This window comes from Streptomyces sp. NPDC028308 (genome assembly GCF_055565855.1).
This window is the reverse complement of record NZ_JBVHTO010000001.1, coordinates 1-17,260: the sequence shown is the minus strand read 5'-3', so window position 1 is coordinate 17,260 and position 17,260 is coordinate 1. Positions and strand designations below refer to the sequence as shown.

General features: G+C 72.6%; 14 protein-coding genes and 1 rRNA gene. 7 read left to right on the top strand and 8 right to left on the bottom strand.

Annotated elements, in window-relative coordinates; translation table 11 throughout:
* Positions 1-116: 116 nt before the first annotated feature.
* A complete protein-coding gene (locus ACZ4VA_RS00075; RefSeq protein ID WP_355785869.1) occupies positions 117-686 on the top strand; it encodes a GNAT family N-acetyltransferase in 570 nt (189 codons plus the stop codon).
* A gap of 75 nt (positions 687-761) precedes the next feature.
* Positions 762-1,937, top strand: a complete 1,176-nt coding sequence (locus ACZ4VA_RS00070) for a winged helix-turn-helix domain-containing protein (protein ID WP_356174196.1) — start codon at positions 762-764, stop codon at positions 1,935-1,937.
* Between the two features lie 30 nt (positions 1,938-1,967).
* On the opposite strand, the gene ACZ4VA_RS00065 is transcribed toward ACZ4VA_RS00070, so the two are convergent.
* The 7 genes from ACZ4VA_RS00065 to mtnA all read right to left on the bottom strand — a co-directional run bounded on the left by ACZ4VA_RS00065 (position 1,968) and on the right by mtnA (position 11,050).
* Entirely contained in the window at positions 1,968-2,714 is a 747-nt protein-coding gene (locus ACZ4VA_RS00065; RefSeq protein ID WP_121402578.1) for a response regulator, read from the bottom strand.
* A 205-nt stretch (positions 2,715-2,919) separates the two neighbouring features.
* Positions 2,920-3,612: a ribosome hibernation-promoting factor, HPF/YfiA family gene (hpf, locus tag ACZ4VA_RS00060; RefSeq protein ID WP_402383191.1), complete on the bottom strand. Its 693-nt coding sequence runs from the start codon at positions 3,610-3,612 to the stop codon at positions 2,920-2,922.
* A gap of 315 nt (positions 3,613-3,927) precedes the next feature.
* The gene (locus ACZ4VA_RS00055; RefSeq protein WP_468079002.1) at positions 3,928-4,884 is read right to left on the bottom strand and encodes a ComF family protein; all 957 of its coding nucleotides are present in this window, start codon (positions 4,882-4,884) and stop codon (positions 3,928-3,930) included.
* Between the two features lie 128 nt (positions 4,885-5,012).
* Complete coding sequence (locus ACZ4VA_RS00050; RefSeq protein WP_355794176.1) at positions 5,013-6,842, bottom strand: LpqB family beta-propeller domain-containing protein; 1,830 nt, start codon at positions 6,840-6,842, stop codon at positions 5,013-5,015.
* The gene (gene mtrB, locus ACZ4VA_RS00045; protein ID WP_356237576.1) at positions 6,832-8,907 is read right to left on the bottom strand and encodes an MtrAB system histidine kinase MtrB; all 2,076 of its coding nucleotides are present in this window, start codon (positions 8,905-8,907) and stop codon (positions 6,832-6,834) included. Before mtrB ends, ACZ4VA_RS00050 begins: the two co-directional genes overlap by 11 nt.
* A gap of 1 nt (position 8,908) precedes the next feature.
* Entirely contained in the window at positions 8,909-9,598 is a 690-nt protein-coding gene (gene mtrA, locus ACZ4VA_RS00040) for a two-component system response regulator MtrA (protein ID WP_220784158.1), read from the bottom strand.
* A gap of 303 nt (positions 9,599-9,901) precedes the next feature.
* Entirely contained in the window at positions 9,902-11,050 is a 1,149-nt protein-coding gene (mtnA, locus tag ACZ4VA_RS00035; RefSeq protein ID WP_468078998.1) for an S-methyl-5-thioribose-1-phosphate isomerase, read from the bottom strand.
* A 140-nt stretch (positions 11,051-11,190) separates the two neighbouring features.
* On the opposite strand from mtnA, the gene ACZ4VA_RS00030 reads away from it, so the two are divergent.
* From ACZ4VA_RS00030 to ACZ4VA_RS00010, 5 genes are read left to right on the top strand one after another with little or no spacing between them, the layout of a single operon-like run.
* Positions 11,191-12,564, top strand: coding sequence for a DUF7847 domain-containing protein (locus ACZ4VA_RS00030; RefSeq protein WP_389389688.1), 1,374 nt, complete (start codon positions 11,191-11,193; stop codon positions 12,562-12,564).
* A gap of 4 nt (positions 12,565-12,568) precedes the next feature.
* Positions 12,569-13,375 carry a DUF4129 domain-containing protein gene (locus ACZ4VA_RS00025; protein WP_468078996.1) on the top strand — a complete coding sequence of 269 codons (807 nt, stop codon included), beginning with the start codon at positions 12,569-12,571 and terminating at the stop codon, positions 13,373-13,375.
* Positions 13,372-14,562 carry a DUF4350 domain-containing protein gene (locus tag ACZ4VA_RS00020; protein ID WP_468078994.1) on the top strand — a complete coding sequence of 397 codons (1,191 nt, stop codon included), beginning with the start codon at positions 13,372-13,374 and terminating at the stop codon, positions 14,560-14,562. Before ACZ4VA_RS00025 ends, ACZ4VA_RS00020 begins: the two co-directional genes overlap by 4 nt.
* A complete protein-coding gene (locus ACZ4VA_RS00015) occupies positions 14,562-15,551 on the top strand; it encodes an AAA family ATPase (RefSeq protein ID WP_468079598.1) in 990 nt (329 codons plus the stop codon). Before ACZ4VA_RS00020 ends, ACZ4VA_RS00015 begins: the two co-directional genes overlap by 1 nt.
* Complete coding sequence (locus ACZ4VA_RS00010; protein WP_468078992.1) at positions 15,551-16,861, top strand: DUF58 domain-containing protein; 1,311 nt, start codon at positions 15,551-15,553, stop codon at positions 16,859-16,861. Before ACZ4VA_RS00015 ends, ACZ4VA_RS00010 begins: the two co-directional genes overlap by 1 nt.
* A 122-nt stretch (positions 16,862-16,983) precedes the next feature.
* On the opposite strand, the gene rrf is transcribed toward ACZ4VA_RS00010, so the two are convergent.
* Positions 16,984-17,100 (bottom strand): 5S ribosomal RNA (gene rrf, locus ACZ4VA_RS00005).
* Between the last annotated feature and the right edge of the window lie 160 nt (positions 17,101-17,260).

The window sequence follows — 17,260 nt, the reverse complement described above, 5'->3', positions numbered from 1 at the left end:
CCCTCACCCACCGTCCACCGGTGGCGGGTCTCGCGTCCCCGCGCGCGTGGGGCCCGTTCGGCCGCACGCGCGCCAAAGCGATGGCGCCCCCGCGGCGGCCCGAGCAGAATCGGCCGATGGAACCCGTCACGCTGACCACCGAACGTCTCCGGCTGCGCCCCGTGGGCCCGCAGGACGCCGAGACCGTGTACGCCGCCGTGCAGGACGCCGACATCCAGCGCTGGACGACGATCCCCTCGCCGTACCTGCGCGAGCACGCCGAGGGGTTCCTCGCACAGATGGTCCCGGACGGCTGGGCGGACGGTTCGATGTTCACGTTCGGGGTCTTCCTCCCCTCCGGGCAGCTCGCCGGCATGCTCAGCCTCACGATGCGCTCCCTGGGGGTGGCCGAGGTCGGCTACTGGACCGCCAAGGAGCACCGGGGCAACGGGTACATCACCGAGGCCGTCCTCGCCGCCTCCCGCTGGGCCTTCACCGAACGCGCCATCGACCGCGTGGAGTGGCGGGCCGAGGTCGGCAACGCGGCCTCCCGCGCGGTCGCCGAACGGGCGGGCTTCACCGTGGAGGGCACCCTGCGCTCCGCCCTCAACAACAAGGGCGTACGACGCGACTGCTGGGTGGCGTCCCTGCTCCCCTCAGACCTCGGACTGCCGTCCTCGGCCCCCTACCTGCCCGCCCCCGCGTGACCACCGCGACCTGAGGGGGTGCGCGATCACCCCGCCCCGCGACGAGTGTCAGTGGCACCGCCTACCGTGTGGGGCATGACGAGTCTGCCGCGTCCCACCACCGCGCTCTCCGCCGACGAGGCCCGCCGGATCGCCCTGCGCGCCCAGGGATTCCTGGGCGCCCCCGACCGCAGGGGCGGAGTGCGGGGCGTCCTGCGGCACCTGGGCGCGGTGCAGCTCGACACGATCTCGGTGCTGGCCCGCTCCCACGAACTCGTCCCGTACGCCCGGCTGGGAGCCGTCGGCCGCAGGACGGTGGACCAGGCGTACTGGACCGACACGCACGCCTTCGAGTACTGGTCCCACGCCGCCTGCATCCTGCCCATCGAGGAGTGGCCGCACTTCGCCTTCCGCCGCCGCGCCTACCGCGCCCGCCCGCACTGGAACCACGACCTGCCGGACGGCACGTACGAGCAGGTCATCAAGCAGCTGCGCACCGAAGGCCCGCTCACGGCCACCGAGTTGGGCGGCGCCAAGAAGACCAGCGAGTGGTGGGACTGGTCGGGCACGAAGGTCGCCGTGGAGCGCGCACTGATGTACGGCGAGGTGGTGTGCACCGAGCGGCGCGGCTGGAAGCGGGTGTACGACCTCGCGGAGCGCGCCGTCCCGCAGGCCCTGCTGCACGACGAGCTGGACGACGCCGAGTGCCTGCGCCGCCTCGTCCGCCTCGCCGGCCGCTCCCTGGGCGTCGGCACGCGCGCGGACATCGCCGACTACCACCGCCTCAAGGGTGAGCAGGTCGACGCGGTGATCGCGGACTCGGGGCTGGTGCCGGTGACGGTGGAGGGCTGGGGGAAGCCGGCCTGGGCCGACCCGGCCGCGCTGGAGACACCCCCGCGGGGGCGGCACCGCACGACGCTGCTGTCGCCGTTCGACTCGCTGGTCTGGGAGCGGGCGCGCACGGAGCGGATCTTCGGCTTCACTCACCGCCTGGAGGCGTACGTCCCGAAACCCAAGCGCGTCTACGGCTACTTCGCGATGCCCGTCCTCGCCGGCGGCCGTCTCGTCGGCCGTGTGGACCCCGCCCGCGAGGGCAGCACCCTGGTCGCCAAGCAGGTGACCCTGGAGGGCCCGAGGGCGGTGCCGTCGGTGGCGCAGGCGCTCGTGGAGGCCGCGAGCTGGGTGGACTGCACGGACGTGCGTGTGGAGCGGGTCGACGCACCGGAGCTGCGCGCGCCGCTCGCGGCGGAGCTGGCCCGGGCACTGGCCTGAGCGTCCGGCGCCGGCCCGGCGCCCGTCGGTTCAGCGGATTTCGAGGATCTTCTCGCGCATCGCGTAGACGACCGCTTCCATCCTGGAGTGCAGCTGCAGTTTCTCCAGGATGTTGCGCACGTGGTTCTTCACGGTGTTCTCGGAGATGAACAACTGCTTGGCGATGTCGCGGTTGTTCATTCCCGTCGCGACCAGTTTGAGGACTTCGAGTTCGCGGTCCGTCAGCCGGGGCGCGGGCACCAGGCGCCGCTCGTCCGTGCGCTGGATCATCGACTTGAACTCGGTGAGCAGTTTCGACGCCATGGACGGGCTGATCTGCGACTGTCCGTCGGCGACCGCGCGAATGGCCGTGGCCACCTCGTCCGTGGAGATCTCCTTGAGGAGATAGCCGGTGGCGCCCGCCTTGATCGCGTCGTAGAGGTCGGCCTCCTCGTCGCTGATCGTCAGCATGATGATCTTCGCGCTGGGGGCGACCTCCTTGATGGAGGTGCACGCCTCGATCCCGCCGCGCTTGGGCATCCGGACGTCCATCAACACGATGTCGGGCAGCAGGTCGGCGGCCTTGTCGACCGCCTCGGCGCCGTCACCCGCCTCACCGACGACCTGGATGTCCTCCTCGGCCGCGAGCACGATCTCCAGGCCGCGGCGGAAGAGGGCGTGGTCGTCCACGACCAGAACCCGGATGGGCTCCTTGCGTGGTGGGCCCGCGTCCGGGCCCATGCCGACGACGCCGTCGTCGGCGTCCTCGTCACGCATCGGTCCGAAGCTGTCCGGCATCGATCCTCCCCCTGAAGGCCGTGGCCTGCGTTCCTGTGCCATCGCCAACCCAAGGCTGCGGCCCACGGGTTGGGCCGGTCCGGCCATGATTCCATGCCCGGACGACAGTGCGGGCACAGCGCGGGGCGTGAAGTGGTCGCACACCGGTGCCCCTGGGGGCGCACGCGCTCACCAGGGGCACCGGCTCGGCTGTCACCGGAGGAGGTCAGCCGCCGAGCGCACCGCCCGGCGCGGCGGGGTCGGCCTGGGCGACCATCGGGTCCGTGTTGAGGTGGATGACGCCGTAGTCGTAAGCGTGCCGCCGGTAGACGACACTCGGTTCCTTCGTCTCGGAGTCGACGAACAGGTAGAAGTCGTGCCCGACCAGCTCCATCTCGTAGAGCGCCTGGTCGAGCGTCATCGGGGCGGCCACGTGGGTCTTCTCGCGGACGACGAGGGGGCCTTCGCCCATGACCTCGAGCGAACCGATCTTCTTGGTCGGCACACCGTCCGACGGCTCTTCGTGGACGACGCTCCCGTCGCCGTTCAGCGTCGCCGCGCCCGGCACCGTGTCGGCGACCTCGGCCGCCGAGAGCCTGCCGTTCCCGCGGCGCGTGTGGCGCTTGTCGTGCTGCTTGCGCAGACGGGCCTCGAGCTTGTCCGCCGCCAGGTCGAGAGCCGCATACGGATCGTTTGCCGCTGCCTCCGCCCGGATGACCGGACCGCGCGAGCGGAGCGTGATCTCCACCCGGTCACAACGGTCAGCCTGCCTCGGGTTGGGCTCCTTGGACACCTCGACGTCGAGGCTGATCACCTTGCCATCGAGCTTCTGGATCTTCTCCAGCTTCAGCTTCTCGGCCACGTGCTTGCGGAACCGCTCGGGCACCTCGGTCTTGCGGCCCTTGACGACGATGTCCACGCAGAACTCCGTTCCCGGATCGCCCCGCTCTGCCGGCGGGGCATCTCCCTCTTGCACCAGGCTCCGGTGAGCCCCGGAACCTCGGACTCGGTGACTTTCACCTCCTCCTCCCCCGCGGACAAGATCTCCACCCCACCGGCGCGGGTGATTGAGGAAAACCCGCAGCACGGCATTCGGATAGGCGAGGTACGGCCTGCGCCATTGCCTCACAACCGAACATATCTCGCCCGGACGGATGACGTCACCCTCTACTGCGGCGCACCTCCGTTCAGGTGAATTGGCCTTCTCATAACCTGCAACGATGCAACTTTCCAGTCAGTTCCGGTTTATTTCGAAAGCGTCCGGTGAAGCCGCGACCACCGCCGCGCCGATCTCGCCCGGGACGGCTCCCGCGCCGAGGTCCGCACCCGTCGGTCCCGTACGGCTCTCCCTTCGATCCTCCTCCTCGTCCGCCGTCACCGCCCTTTCGAGGAGCACCGGCACTTCGGATCGTGCCCGTGTTCCCGCGACGTACGCGCGTGCGTCCGCCACCCGTGCCGACGACGCCTCCCGCACCGCCCGCGCCGCCTCCGCCAGCGAGGCACCGGTGGTCATCAGGTCGTCGACGAGCACGACCCGGCCGGCCCCGGCGAGCAGCCCGGCGGCCCCGGGCACCACCTCCAGGGCGCCGGCGAGATTGTCCAGCCGCTCCCTGGAGTTGAGGCCCGACTGGTCGGCCACCCGACGCCGCTGCCGCAGCGCGCCGAGCACCCTGGCCGCCGTCCCGCCGCAGCGCAGCTCCCCCGCCGCCGCGAGCGCGATCCGCCGGGCGGGATCGTGCCCCCGGGCCCGCACCGCCCGGCGCGCGGACGGCACGGGAACGAGCAGCACGGGCCCCGGGAGCACCCCCGGGCGGCCGGTGACCGGGACCGCCGGTGCGCCGCCCGCACAGCCGCCCGGCCCGGTCCCGGGCCCGGCGAACCCCGCCCCCGGCTCCCGCCGCGCCAGCCCCGCCCGCACGGCTCCGGCCAGCGCCGCCCCGAGGGGACCCGCGAGAGCGAGCGCGCCCCGCTCCTTGTGGGCGAGGAGCACGGCCCGCACCTCGTCCTCGTAGGGAGCCGCCGCGTACACCACGGGCAGCCCCGCCGGTTCCGGCACCGGTCGCACCCGGCACGGCGCGGAATCGCGGAGAGTCGCACGGCACTCGGGACAGAGCACCGTGCGAGGTCGTCCGCAGCCTCCGCACTCGGCCGGCAGCACCAGGTCGGTGAGGTCCTGCCACCACCCCCGCATGCCCACCACTGTGCCGACATCCGGGCGGGCCTGCAGGGCCTGTGGACAACTCCCTGTGGACAACGTCGCGCGACGGTCCACGACCGTCACCCGGAGGGGGCCGCGCCCCTGTGCGAGACGGCTGCGGGCTACCCGGGATAGACGGGCGCCGAGCCCTCCTTGACGACCTTCTGCCACTGCGAGGACGAGGACAGCCGCACGATCCCGTCCACCGAGTACGCCACCAGCGGCTGCTGCTCGTCCTCGGACGCGGCGATCTCCTTCACGCCGGTCAGCGCCGACGGGAGGCTGCGCAGCGGCGTCGAGCCGTCGACCTGGACGTAGCGCATCTGCTGGACTCCGCCCGACTCCCGCCCCACCACGACCAGTTGGCTGTCCGCGGCCCACGACATGGCCGTGACCTCCTCGAGCTGCGGGGTCGCCGAGCGCAGTTCGAGAATGGACACGCCGGGGCGCTCGCCGCTCTTGTCCTCGCGCTCGATCCGGCCGATCTGGAGGGACGTCCTGCCGTCCTTCTCCACGATCAGGGCGATGCGCACCCCGTCGGCGGCCACCCGCACCGCCTTGATCCGCCCGTCCAGCTGCGGCGTCCTGACCGTGACCGGCTCGCCCGCGCCGCCCTCCAGCAGGAGCAGCCGGGACTTCCCGGGGTCGCGGTCGGCCACCCACAGGTCACCCGACCCGTCCCAGCTGGGCGTCGTCAGCCGTTCGTCCTCGGTCTTGCCGGCGCTGCGCAGCACCGCCTCGCCGAGCGAACCGCCCGACACCAGCGACCCCACGTAGAGCGAACGCCCGTCGAGGGACACCCCGGCCGCGCTGTCCTCGCCGCGCGAGACCGCGGCGGCGCGCAGCGCCTTGTCGCCCTCGCCCAGCGCGCCGGGCACCGGTTCCGGGTCCTTGCCGCTGCCGGCGGCGAGGAGCCGCACCAGTCGCTGCTTGGCGTCGATGAAGTACTGGTACTCCGGCGGCTTCCCGGGTCCGTGGGCCGCGACGGTCCCGGCCCGGTCGTCACCGAGCACGCACAGCTGCGAACCGTCGGACCGCTCCAGCTCCACCTCGTCGACCCCGGTGGGCGTCAGGTCCTTGAGCGTGAACAGCAGCTGGGCCGCCATCTTGGTGCACTGGGTCTGGCCGACGTGGTCGGCCTTCGCGTTCAGCGGCACCGTCAGCTTGTTCTGGTCGTCGGGCGTCAGCGAGCGGACGCCCTTCCTCAGTGCCGTGCTGGTGGGGAAGCTCGACCTCACCACCGGGTCGAGCCAGCGCGTGGGCCCCCGCAGGAGCGCCCGGACCGTCTCGGTCATCGGGTCGACCTCCTTGCGCACGTAGATCGGGTCGGCGACGGCACCCGGCCGTCCGCCCGAGCCGGTGGGCACGGTCGAGGCGAAGTAGTACTTGTTGACCGACTGGTAGTTGCGCTGGAAGTCGGACTTGCCCATCAGGACGCCCTGCGGCAGCCCGTCGATGCGCCACTGCTTGTCCTTCTGCTGCGTGAGGTACACCGACTTCTTGTACGTCCCGCCGTCCGGCGCGTACGCGTGCTGCGCGTCCACGGTCGCGACCTTGTCACCGGTCAGCGTGAACACGTAGTCGTCGCTGCCGTCACGGGCCCCGCTGTGCTGGGTCACGGTGTTCGGGCCGTCGGCCAGCACGGTCGTCGACTCGTACGGCTTCCACTTGCGCCGGGCGCTCTCGGTCAGGTACTTGCGAGCCGTCTCGTACTGCGGGTCGTCGCTGGTCAGCGCCTCCAGAAAGCCCTGCACGATCTCCTCGGGCCGGGCGTCGTCCCGCGGCGGCATGGCGAACACCCGCACCTGCGCGTCCTGGCGCGGTGTGGACTCGACGTCGCGCAGGTCACCGCCGTCCGGCATCGAGGCGCATCCGGCGAGCAGTACGGCACCGCAGCCCACGTACACACCGACACGCAGCGGGCGCCGGCGGCCTCCCCCCTCAGCGCCCACGAAATGCCTTCCCTTCCTCGACGTCGTCCGTTCTGCCGCCCCCGCCGGGCGGTGTCCCCGCGTCACCCGTCGCCGACTGTGCCGAATCCTGCGGGCGGACGGGCCGGGCGGGCCGCGGCACCACGCGCGCGCCGTTGCCGGGCAGCGCCGTCGGGTCGGCCGTGGGCGCCGCTCCGCCCTGGCGTGCCCCCATGGCCGCCCGCGCCGAAGCGCTCTCGCCGGACGGCTGGACGGGCACCGTGGCCAGCTTGTTGCCGCCACCGCGCGGCAGACCGGCGTCGTCGAGTCCCCGGTTGCGCCGCGAGTCCTTGGGCTCCAGGGGTATCGGCGAGCCCCTGAGGGGTTCGTCCGCCGTCCGCGGCAGCGTCAGCCGGAACTGCGAGCCGCCGCCCGGCTCGCCCCACGCCTGCAGCCAGCCGCCGTGCAGCCGGGCGTCCTCCAGGGCGATGGACAGACCGAGTCCGGTGCCGCCGGTGGTACGCGCGCGTGCCGGGTCCGCCCGCCAGAAGCGGCTGAAGACCCGGGTCGCCTCACCGGGCTTGAGGCCCACGCCGTAGTCGCGTACGGCGATCGCGACCGCGCCGCCCGCCGAGGCGAGCTTGACCACGACGTCCTTGCCGTCGCCGTGCTCCACGGCGTTGACGACGAGATTGCGCAGCACCCGCTCCACGCGCCGGGCGTCCGCCTCGGCGACCACGGGCTGCTGGTCCCCCACCACGCGTATGCGGGAGCCCTTGCGCTCGGCGAGCGGCTCCGCCCCGCTGATGACCCGGCGCACGACCTCCCGCAGGTCTATCGGCTCGGCCTCCAGGGCCGCCGCGCCCGCGTCGAAGCGGCTGATCTCCAGCAGGTCCGCGAGCAGCGTCTCGAAGCGGTCCAGCTGGTCGGCGAGCAGCTCGGCGGAGCGCGCGGTCATCGGATCGAAGTCCGCGCGCGCGTCGTGGATGACGTCCGCCGCCATCCGCACGGTCGTCAGCGGCGTACGCAGCTCGTGCGACACGTCGGAGACGAACCGCCGCTGCATCCGCGACAGCTCCTCCAGCTGCTGGATCTTCAGCTGCAGGCTCTGCGCCATCTTGTTGAAGGCCTCGCCGAGCCGTGCGATGTCGTCCTCGCCGGTGACCTTCATACGCTCCTGGAGCCGCCCGGCGGACAGCCGCTCGGCGATGCCCGCCGCCATCCGTACCGGCGTGACGACCTGGCGCACGACGAGCCAGGCGATGGCCCCGAGCAGCACCACGACGAACAGTCCGGCGGTCGCCAGCGTGCCCTTGACCAGGCTGAGCGACTTCTCCTCCTGCGTGAGCGGGAAGAGGTAGTACAGCTGGTACGGGTTGCCCTTGGGGTCGTTGACCTGCTTGCCGATGACCAGCGCGGGCTGGGAGTCCTTCTCGTCCGTGTAGACGACACGGGTGTAGCTCTGGGCGGCGACCATGCTCGTGTCGACGCGTCGCCGCAGGTCCTCCGGGACGCTCGCGGCCGGGTCGACGTTGCCCGAGGAACGCGGGCCGCGTCCGCCGCTCTCGTCACCGGTCGCGGCGGACGCGCTGAGCGTCACCACGTCGAAGGCGCCCTGCCCGCCGCTGGACAGCGACTCCACGAGGTCGCTCATCCACTGGGGGCTGACGCTCTGCGCGGAGCGGCCCTCGGCGCCCGAGCCCCCGCCGCCGCTCGACGCCGCGGCCGTGTCGGCCTTCTGCTTGGCCACCGCGAACCCGCCGGTGGCCTGGCTCTGCGACGCCCTCACCTTCGCGTCCAGCAGGCCGTTGCGCACCTGCCCGATGACGACGAAGCCGAGCAGCAGCACCACACCGAGCGACATCAGCAGGGTCGTGACGACGATCTTGAGCTGGATGTTGCGCCGCCACAGCCGCATGACCGGCAGCAGCGGCCGGCGCACCCAGCGCATGAACAGCCTCAGGACCGGGCTGCCCTGGACCCCGCCCTGGAGCAGCCCGCCCTGCACGAGTCTTTCCCAGCGGGAGCCCGCCGTCTTACGACCGACAGGCCGCTCCGCACGAGCCCCCGGCTGTCCGGGCGCCGAAGCGGCACTGTCCCTGGACATGTCAGCTCGGTCCGGCCTTGTAACCGACACCGCGGACGGTCACCACGATCTCCGGCCGCTCCGGGTCCTTCTCGACCTTGGAGCGAAGCCTCTGCACATGGACGTTGACGAGGCGGGTGTCCGCCGCGTGCCGGTAGCCCCACACCTGCTCCAGGAGCACCTCGCGCGTGAACACCTGCCAAGGCTTGCGGGCCAGCGCCACCAGCAGGTCGAACTCCAGCGGCGTGAGGGCGATGGACTGCCCCTCCCGCTTCACGGAGTGACCGGCCACGTCGATGACCAGGTCACCGATGGTGAGCTGCTCGGGAGCCGGCTCCTCGGAACGCCGCAGGCGCGCCCTGATCCGGGCCACCAGCTCCTTCGGCTTGAACGGCTTCACGATGTAGTCGTCGGCGCCCGATTCGAGGCCCACCACGACATCGACGGTGTCGCTCTTGGCCGTGAGCATCACGATCGGCACCCCGGACTCCGCCCTGATCAGGCGGCACACCTCGATGCCGTCCCGTCCGGGCAGCATCAGGTCCAGGAGCACCAGATCGGGCTTGGTCTCACGGAAAGCGGCCAGCGCCTTGTCGCCGTCGGCTACGAAAGACGGCTCAAAACCTTCACCACGCAGCACGATGCCGAGCATCTCGGCCAGTGCGGTGTCGTCATCGACGACAAGGACTCGTCCCTTCATAAACGACATCATCCCATTCTCGTAACATTGGTGAAGGCAGTGGTGAACAAGGTCACTGGCCTGTGACGATAGTCGTATCCGGTCGTCACTGTCTGCCCTCGCCTCCGGCCGCCGGCCCAGCCGGCCCGCCCCGGACGTGCCCGGCCCGGCCCACCGCTCCGCGCGCGGCCTGTCCGATTCCGGCCGCTCTCCCCGCCCACGAAGGGCAATCGACCCCTACGGCCCCCGGTCCCACCTCTCGGACCGGCCCCTGCCGCACGAGGTACCACCGCGCGGCGGAAGGGGCCGGATCCCTCGAGGAGTGCGACTCCCTCCTCAGCCGGTCGTCACCTGACGTGAGCGGGCACACAGCTCGGCGAGGGCCTCCCCCGTGACGGGCGACACCACGCCCTCCTCCGTGACGATCGCCGTCACCAGCTCGGGCGGCGTCACGTCGAAAGCGGGGTTGTACGCCTGGGTCCCCAGGGGCGCCACCGGTATCCCGCCGCCGGCTTCCGCTCCCGCCACCGGCACCTGCGGCGCTGTGATCTCTGTCACTTCATGGCCTCCGCGCTGCTCGACCTCGATGGAGGCGCCGTCGGGAGTCCCCGGGTCCACCGTCGTCACCGGCGCCACCACGATGAACGGGACGTGGTGGTAGCGGGCCAGCACGGCGAGCGGATAACTCCCCACCTTGTTCGCCACCGAACCGTCCGCCGCGATCCGGTCCGCCCCGATCACCACCGCGTCCACCTCCCCGGCCGCGAACAGGGACCCGGCGGCGCTGTCGGTCAGCAGCGTGTACGCCATTCCCTTGCGCGCCGCCTCGTACGCCGTCAGCCTCGCGCCCTGAAGCAACGGCCGCGTCTCGTCCACCCACAGCCGCCGCAGCTGCCCGGCCCGGTGCGCCGCGAGAGCCACCGCGAACGCCGTGCCCTCCCCGCCCGACACCAGCGCCCCGGTGTTGCAGTGCGTCAGGATCCGGTGCCCTCCGCCCGGCAGCAGCTCCTCCAGCAGCGCCAGGCCGTGCTCGGCCATACGTGCGCTGGCCTGGGCATCCTCCCGGTGCACGGCCCGCGCCGCGGTGAGCGCCGCGTCGGCCGCCTGCCCCTGACTCCCTCCGCCGGCGAGCGCTGCCCGATACGCGGACAGGGCCCTGTTCACCCCGACGGCCAGGTTCGCCGCGGTCGGCCGGGCGCCGGCGAGCGACTGGGCGGCGTCCTCCACGTCGAAGCCGCGTACGGCGGCGAGCGCGACGCCGTACGCCCCGGCGATGCCGAGGAGCGGCGCCCCCCGCACCGCGAGCGTGCGGATCGCCTCCACCAGCGCGGGGGCGTCCGTGCAGACCAGCTCGACCTCCCCGGCCGGCAGCCTCGTCTGGTCGAGAAGGACCAGCACGGGGCCTTCCGGTGGCTCCTCCCAGCGGATCGCCGGTATCTCCGTCGGCCGGTTGTCTTCGCGGGCGTGCGCGTACTGATCAGCCATTCGCCCAGTCTGCCCCGTACCCGGCCGACTATTGAAGGTGTACAGCCCAGACGACCCCCGGTCCCCCGACGCGCACGCCGTGGCACGATGGCTGCCAACCTGCCGCCGCGACCGCGGACGGGCACCGTGAAGGAGCGACGATGAACGACACTCCGGGCTGGGCCTCGCCCGGATCCGCCCCCTCCGACGGGCAGGAGCCGGACCGCACCGGCCCCGCTCGGCCCACGGACCAGAGCGGCGCCGACCAGAGCGACACCCCGTCCAACTGGTCCAAGGAGCAGCCCCCGCCCGGCCAGTGGAGCGCTCCGGCACCCCAAGGCCCGCCGCAGGCCCCGACCCCGCCTCCGCCGCCGCCCGGCCAGGGCTGGGGCGCACCCCCCGCGGGCCCCGGCGGCTACGGCTACGGAGCCCCGGGTCCCGGAGGTCCCGGCTACGGCGCCCCCGGCGGCCCGGGCTACGGCTTCCCCGGATACGGAAGCCCCTACGGCTATCCGGGCCCCGGCGGCTGGGGCGGCCCGCCGCCCGCCGCCAAGCCCGGCGTGATCCCGCTGCGCCCGCTCGGCGTCGGCGAGATCCTCGACGGCGCGGTCTCGACCATGCGCACGTACTGGCGCACGGTCCTCGGGATCTCCCTGACCGTCGCCGTCGTCACCGAGATCATCGTCGTCCTGCTCCGGGGCCTCGTCCTGGACGAGAGCGCCGGCTCCGACGTCCTGAACGACCCGAGCGCCACCGCCGGGGAGCTCGGCCGCGCCTTCGGCGACGTCATGCTCAGCTCCGGGGCCGTCGCCCTCGTCACCGTGGTCGGCAGCGTCTTCGCCACGGCCCTGCTCACGACCGTCACCAGCCGCGCCGTACTCGGCAAGTCCGTGACCACGGCGGAGGCCTGGCGCGATGCCCGTCCCCGGCTGGCGAAGCTGTTCGGCCTGGTCTTCCTCCTGATCCTCATCGGTGCCGGGATCGTCGCCGTGGGCACCCTGCCCGGCATCCTGATCGCCGTCGCCGGAGCGGCCGGCCCGGGCGCCGCCCTCGCCGTCATCGGCGGATTCGGGGCGTCCCTCGTCGCGATCTGGCTGCTGGTCCGCTTCTCGCTGGCCTCGCCCGCCCTGATGCTGGAGAAGGAAGGCGTCAGGAAGTCGCTGAACCGCTCCGCGAAGCTGGTGCGCGGTTCGTGGTGGCGGGTCTTCGGCATCCAGCTGCTCGCCGCCGTCATCGCGAACATCGTGTCGTCGATCATCGTGATCCCCTTCGCCCTCATCGCGGCCGCCCTCAGCGGCGACGGCATCGGCGGCTTCGTCAACGGCACCGGCGACCTCGGCTGGACCTTCCTCGTCGTCAGCGGCATCGGCGCGGTGATCGGCTCCATGCTCACCTTCCCGATCAGCGCCGGCGTGGCCGTACTCCTCTACATCGACCAGCGCATCCGCCGCGAGGCCCTCGACCTCGACCTGGCCCGCGCGGCCGGCGTCCAGGGCTACGGCGCGGGCACCCCCGGCGCGACAGCGGGGAGCTGATGCGGTGAGTCCGGCGGGGGGAGTTCTCACAGCGGTGCCGGCGCTGCAACGCGCCGCCGGCACCGCCCTGCGGCATCTGTCGCACACCGGCGACACGGCCGTACTCACGACGCCGCACAGCGGGCTCGGGGCCGTCCTGTCCCTGGCCCGCTCCGGCGGCGAACCGCCGGTGACCATCGAGCGGGACCCCGCACGGGAGGCCGCCCGGCGCGAGCTGTCCAAGGGCATGTACCACGAGAACGACCCGAGCCTCTTCCAGCGCGCGCTGGACGCCTTCTGGGAGTGGCTCGGCAAACTGCTCGGCGCCACCTCGGACGCCACCCCCGGAGGCGCCTTGGGCCTCGTCGTCATCGTGCTCGCGGTGCTGGCCGTGCTCGGCGCGCTGTGGTGGCGCCTGGGCAGCCCCCGCCGCGCCGCCACCTCGTCCGCCGTGCTGTTCGACGACCGCCCCCGCAGCGCCGCCGAACACCGCGCGGCCGCCGAGGCGCACGCCGCCCAGGGCCACTGGAACCAGGCCGTCCAGGAACGCATGCGCGCCGTCGTCCGCTCCCTGGAGGAACGCGCCCTGCTCGACCCCCGCCCCGGCCGCACCGCCGACGAGGCCGCCGCCGAAGCGGGCCGCACCCTGCCCTCGCACACCGACCGACTGCGCGCCGCCGCCCGGGACTTCGACGACGTCACGTACGGCGGACGCTCGGCCACCGAGGCGACGTACCGCCGGCTCGCGGCCCTCGACGGCGACCTGGAGCGCACGAAACCCGTCCTCGCGGGCCACGCGGCCCACGGCGGCGGCCAGGGAGCCGCCGGATGACCACCGAGGCCCCGCCCACGTCCACCTCGGTCTCGCCCACCGCCCGCCAGGTGTGGACCCGCTCGCGCGGTGTCGTCCTCGCCCTCGTGGTGCTCCTGGTGGCCGCCGTCGCGATCGCCGCCGTCCGCTCCAACGCCCAGCACGGCCGCCTCGACCCGCGCTCCGCCGACGAGAACGGCAGCCGCGCCGTCGCCGAACTCCTCGCCGACCGCGGGGTGTCCACGAGCGTGGTCACCACCGCCGGCGAGGCCCGCGACGCGGCCGGCCCCGACACCACCCTGCTCGTCGCCGTCCCCGACCTACTGACCGAACGGCAGCAGAGCCTGCTGCGCACGGCGACCGAGGACTCCGGCGGCCGCACGGTGCTGGTCGCCCCCGGCCCGCCCTCCGTCGGCACCCTCGCGCCCGGAGTCACCGCCGACCTCGCGACCAGCTTCGACTCGACGCTCTCCCCCGGCTGTGAGCTGCCCGCCGCCCGCCGCGCGGGCACTGCCGACACCGGCGGGATGCGGTACCACACCGATCTCGACGCCGACTCCTGCTACCCCAGCGACGGCCTGCCCACCCTGCTGCGCGTCCCGTCGGCCACCGGGGGCGGCGACACCGTCCTGCTCGGCGCCCCCGACATCCTCCTCAACGACCGCCTCGACGAGCAGGGCAACGCCTCCCTCGCCCTGCAACTCCTCGGTTCCCGCTCCCACTTGGTCTGGTACCTCCCCTCGCTCTCGGACACCTCGGCCGACGACGAGGCCGAGCGCGGCTTCTTCGACCTGCTCCCCTCGGGCTGGCTCTGGGGCACCCTGCAGCTCTTCATCGCGGCAGCCCTGGCCGCCCTCTGGCGGGCACGCCGACTCGGCCCCCTCGTACCCGAGCGGCTCCCCGTCGCGATCCGCGCCTCCGAGACCGTCGAAGGCCGCGCCCGCCTCTACCGCAAGGCGGACGCCCGCGACCGCGCGGCAGACGCTCTTCGCTCCACCACCCGCACCCGCCTCGCCCCCCTCGTCGGTGTCTCCCCCGCCCAGGCGCACGCGCCCGAGGCCCTGCTCCCCGCCCTGTCCGCCCACCTGTCGGGCGACGGACAGACCCTGCACTCCCTGCTCTTCGGCCCGCCGCCCGGCGACGACGCGGCCCTCATCGCACTCGCCGACCAACTCGACGCCCTCGAAAGAGAGGTACGCCGTTCATGATGGACCCGACCACTGACAACGCCGGGTACGCCGGGGATCCGGGCACCGCCCGCTCCTCCCTGGAAGCCCTGCGCGCCGAGATCGCCAAAGCCGTGGTCGGCCAGGACCCCGCCGTGACCGGACTCGTCGTCGCCCTCCTCTGCCGTGGACACGTTCTCCTCGAAGGAGTCCCCGGAGTGGCCAAGACCTTGCTCGTCCGCGCGCTCGCGTCCGCACTGGAGCTCGACACCAAGCGCGTCCAGTTCACGCCCGACCTGATGCCGAGCGACGTCACCGGCTCCCTCGTCTTCGACGCCCGCAGCGCCGAGTTCTCCTTCCAGCCGGGTCCGGTCTTCACGAACCTCCTCCTCGCCGACGAGATCAACCGCACCCCGCCCAAGACCCAGTCGTCGCTCCTCGAAGCGATGGAGGAGCGCCAGGTCACGGTGGACGGCACGCCGCGCCCCCTCCCGGAACCGTTCCTGGTCGCCGCGACCCAGAACCCCGTCGAGTACGAGGGCACGTACCCCCTGCCCGAGGCCCAGCTGGACCGCTTCCTCCTCAAGCTGACGATCCCGCTGCCCTCCCGCGAGGACGAGATCAACGTCCTCACCCGGCACGCCGAGGGCTTCAACCCGCGCGACCTGCGCGCCGCCGGCATACGGCCCGTGGCGGGCCCGGCCGACCTGGAGGCCGCCCGCAACGCCGTCGCCAAGACCGCCGTGTCGCCCGAGATCACCGGCTACGTGGTCGACATCTGCCGTGCCACCCGCGAGTCGCCGTCCCTGACCCTCGGTGTCTCCCCCCGAGGAGCGACGGCGCTCCTCGCCACGGCCCGCGCCTGGGCCTGGTTGACGGGCCGCGATTACGTCATCCCGGACGACGTGAAGGCCCTCGCCCTGCCCACCCTGCGGCACCGGATCCAGCTCCGCCCCGAGGCCGAGATGGAGGGTGTGACGGCCGACTCCGTCATCAACGGGATCCTCGCCCACGTCCCCGTCCCGCGCTGATGGCACTCACCGGTCGCGCCGCGCTCCTGGCGGCTCTCGGCTCCCTGCCCGTCGGCATCTGGGGACCCGGCTGGACGGGCATCCTCGCCGTCAACGCGCCCCTGGCCCTCGCCTGCGCGTGCGACTTCGCGCTGGCCGCGCCGGTCCGCAGACTGGGCCTGGCACGCTCCGGCGACACCTCGGTACGCCTCGGGGAGACCGCCGACGTCACCCTGACGGTCACCAACCCGTCCGGCCGCCCCCTGCGCGCCCATCTCCGGGACGCCTGGCCGCCCAGCAGTTGGCCTCCCGACACCGAGGTCGAGGCCTCCCGGCACCGTCTGACGGTCCCCGCGGGCGAACGCCGTCGCGTCACCACGCGGCTGCGCCCCACCCGGCGCGGCGACCGTCAGGCGGACCGGGTCACGATCCGTTCCTTCGGCCCGCTGGGCCTCTTCTCCCGCCAGGGCAGCCACAAGGCCCCCTGGACCGTACGGGTCCTGCCTCCGTTCACCAGCAGGAAGCACCTTCCCTCCAAGCTGGCCAGACTCCGCGAACTCGACGGCCGCACCAGCGTCCTGACGCGCGGTGAGGGAACGGAGTTCGACAGCCTCCGCGAGTACGTCCCCGGTGACGACACCCGCTCCATCGACTGGCGCGCCACCGCCCGGCAGACCACGGTCGCCGTCCGCACCTGGCGCCCCGAGCGCGACCGTCACATCCTTCTGGTCCTCGACACGGGCCGCACGTCAGCCGGCCGCGTGGGCGACGCCCCGCGCCTCGACGCCTCCATGGACGCGGCCCTTCTCCTGGCCGCCCTGGCCTCCCGCGCCGGCGACCGCGTGGATCTCCTCGCCTACGACCGCCGGGTACGGGCCCTCGTCCAGGGCCGCTCGGCGGGCGACGTCCTTCCCTCCCTGGTCAACGCGATGGCCACCGTGGAACCGGAACTCGTCGAGACGGACGCCCGCGGCCTCACCGCGACAGCGCTCCGTGCGGCTCCGCGCCGCTCCCTGATCGTCCTGCTGACCAGCCTCGACGCTGCCCCCATAGAGGAAGGCCTGCTCCCCGTACTCTCCCGCCTCACCCAGCGCCATACGCTCCTGGTGGCGTCCGTGGGCGACCCGCACATCGCCCGGATGGCGACCGGCAGGGGCCGCGCGGAAGCCGTGTACGAGGCAGCCGCGGCAGCTCAGTCCCAGACGGAACGTCAGCGCACCGCCGATCAGCTGCGCCGCCACGGCGTCACGGTCGTCGACGCCACCCCGGAAGACCTGGCACCCGCTCTCGCCGACGCCTATCTGGCCCTCAAAGCCGCCGGACGTCTGTAACCGTAGAAAGCAAGAAAGGGGGCCTCCGAAACAGAGGCCCCCTCAAACTGAATATCGCGCACGTACAACGCAGAAAACCCCCGTACCGGTATCCCCGGTACGGGGGTTCTCTTTCAAAATTTGTTCGGCGGCGTCCTACTCTCCCACAGGGTCCCCCCTGCAGTACCATCGGCGCTGTAAGGCTTAGCTTCCGGGTTCGGAATGTAACCGGGCGTTTCCCTCACGCTATGACCACCGAAACACTATGAAACTGTCAACCGGAGCCGTGGCATAGCTACGACGGTTGTTCGTGGTTTCAGAACCAACACAGTGGACGCGAGCAACTGAGGACAAGCCCTCGGCCTATTAGTACCAGTCACCTCCAGCGGTTGCCCGCCTTCCAGATCTGGCCTATCAACC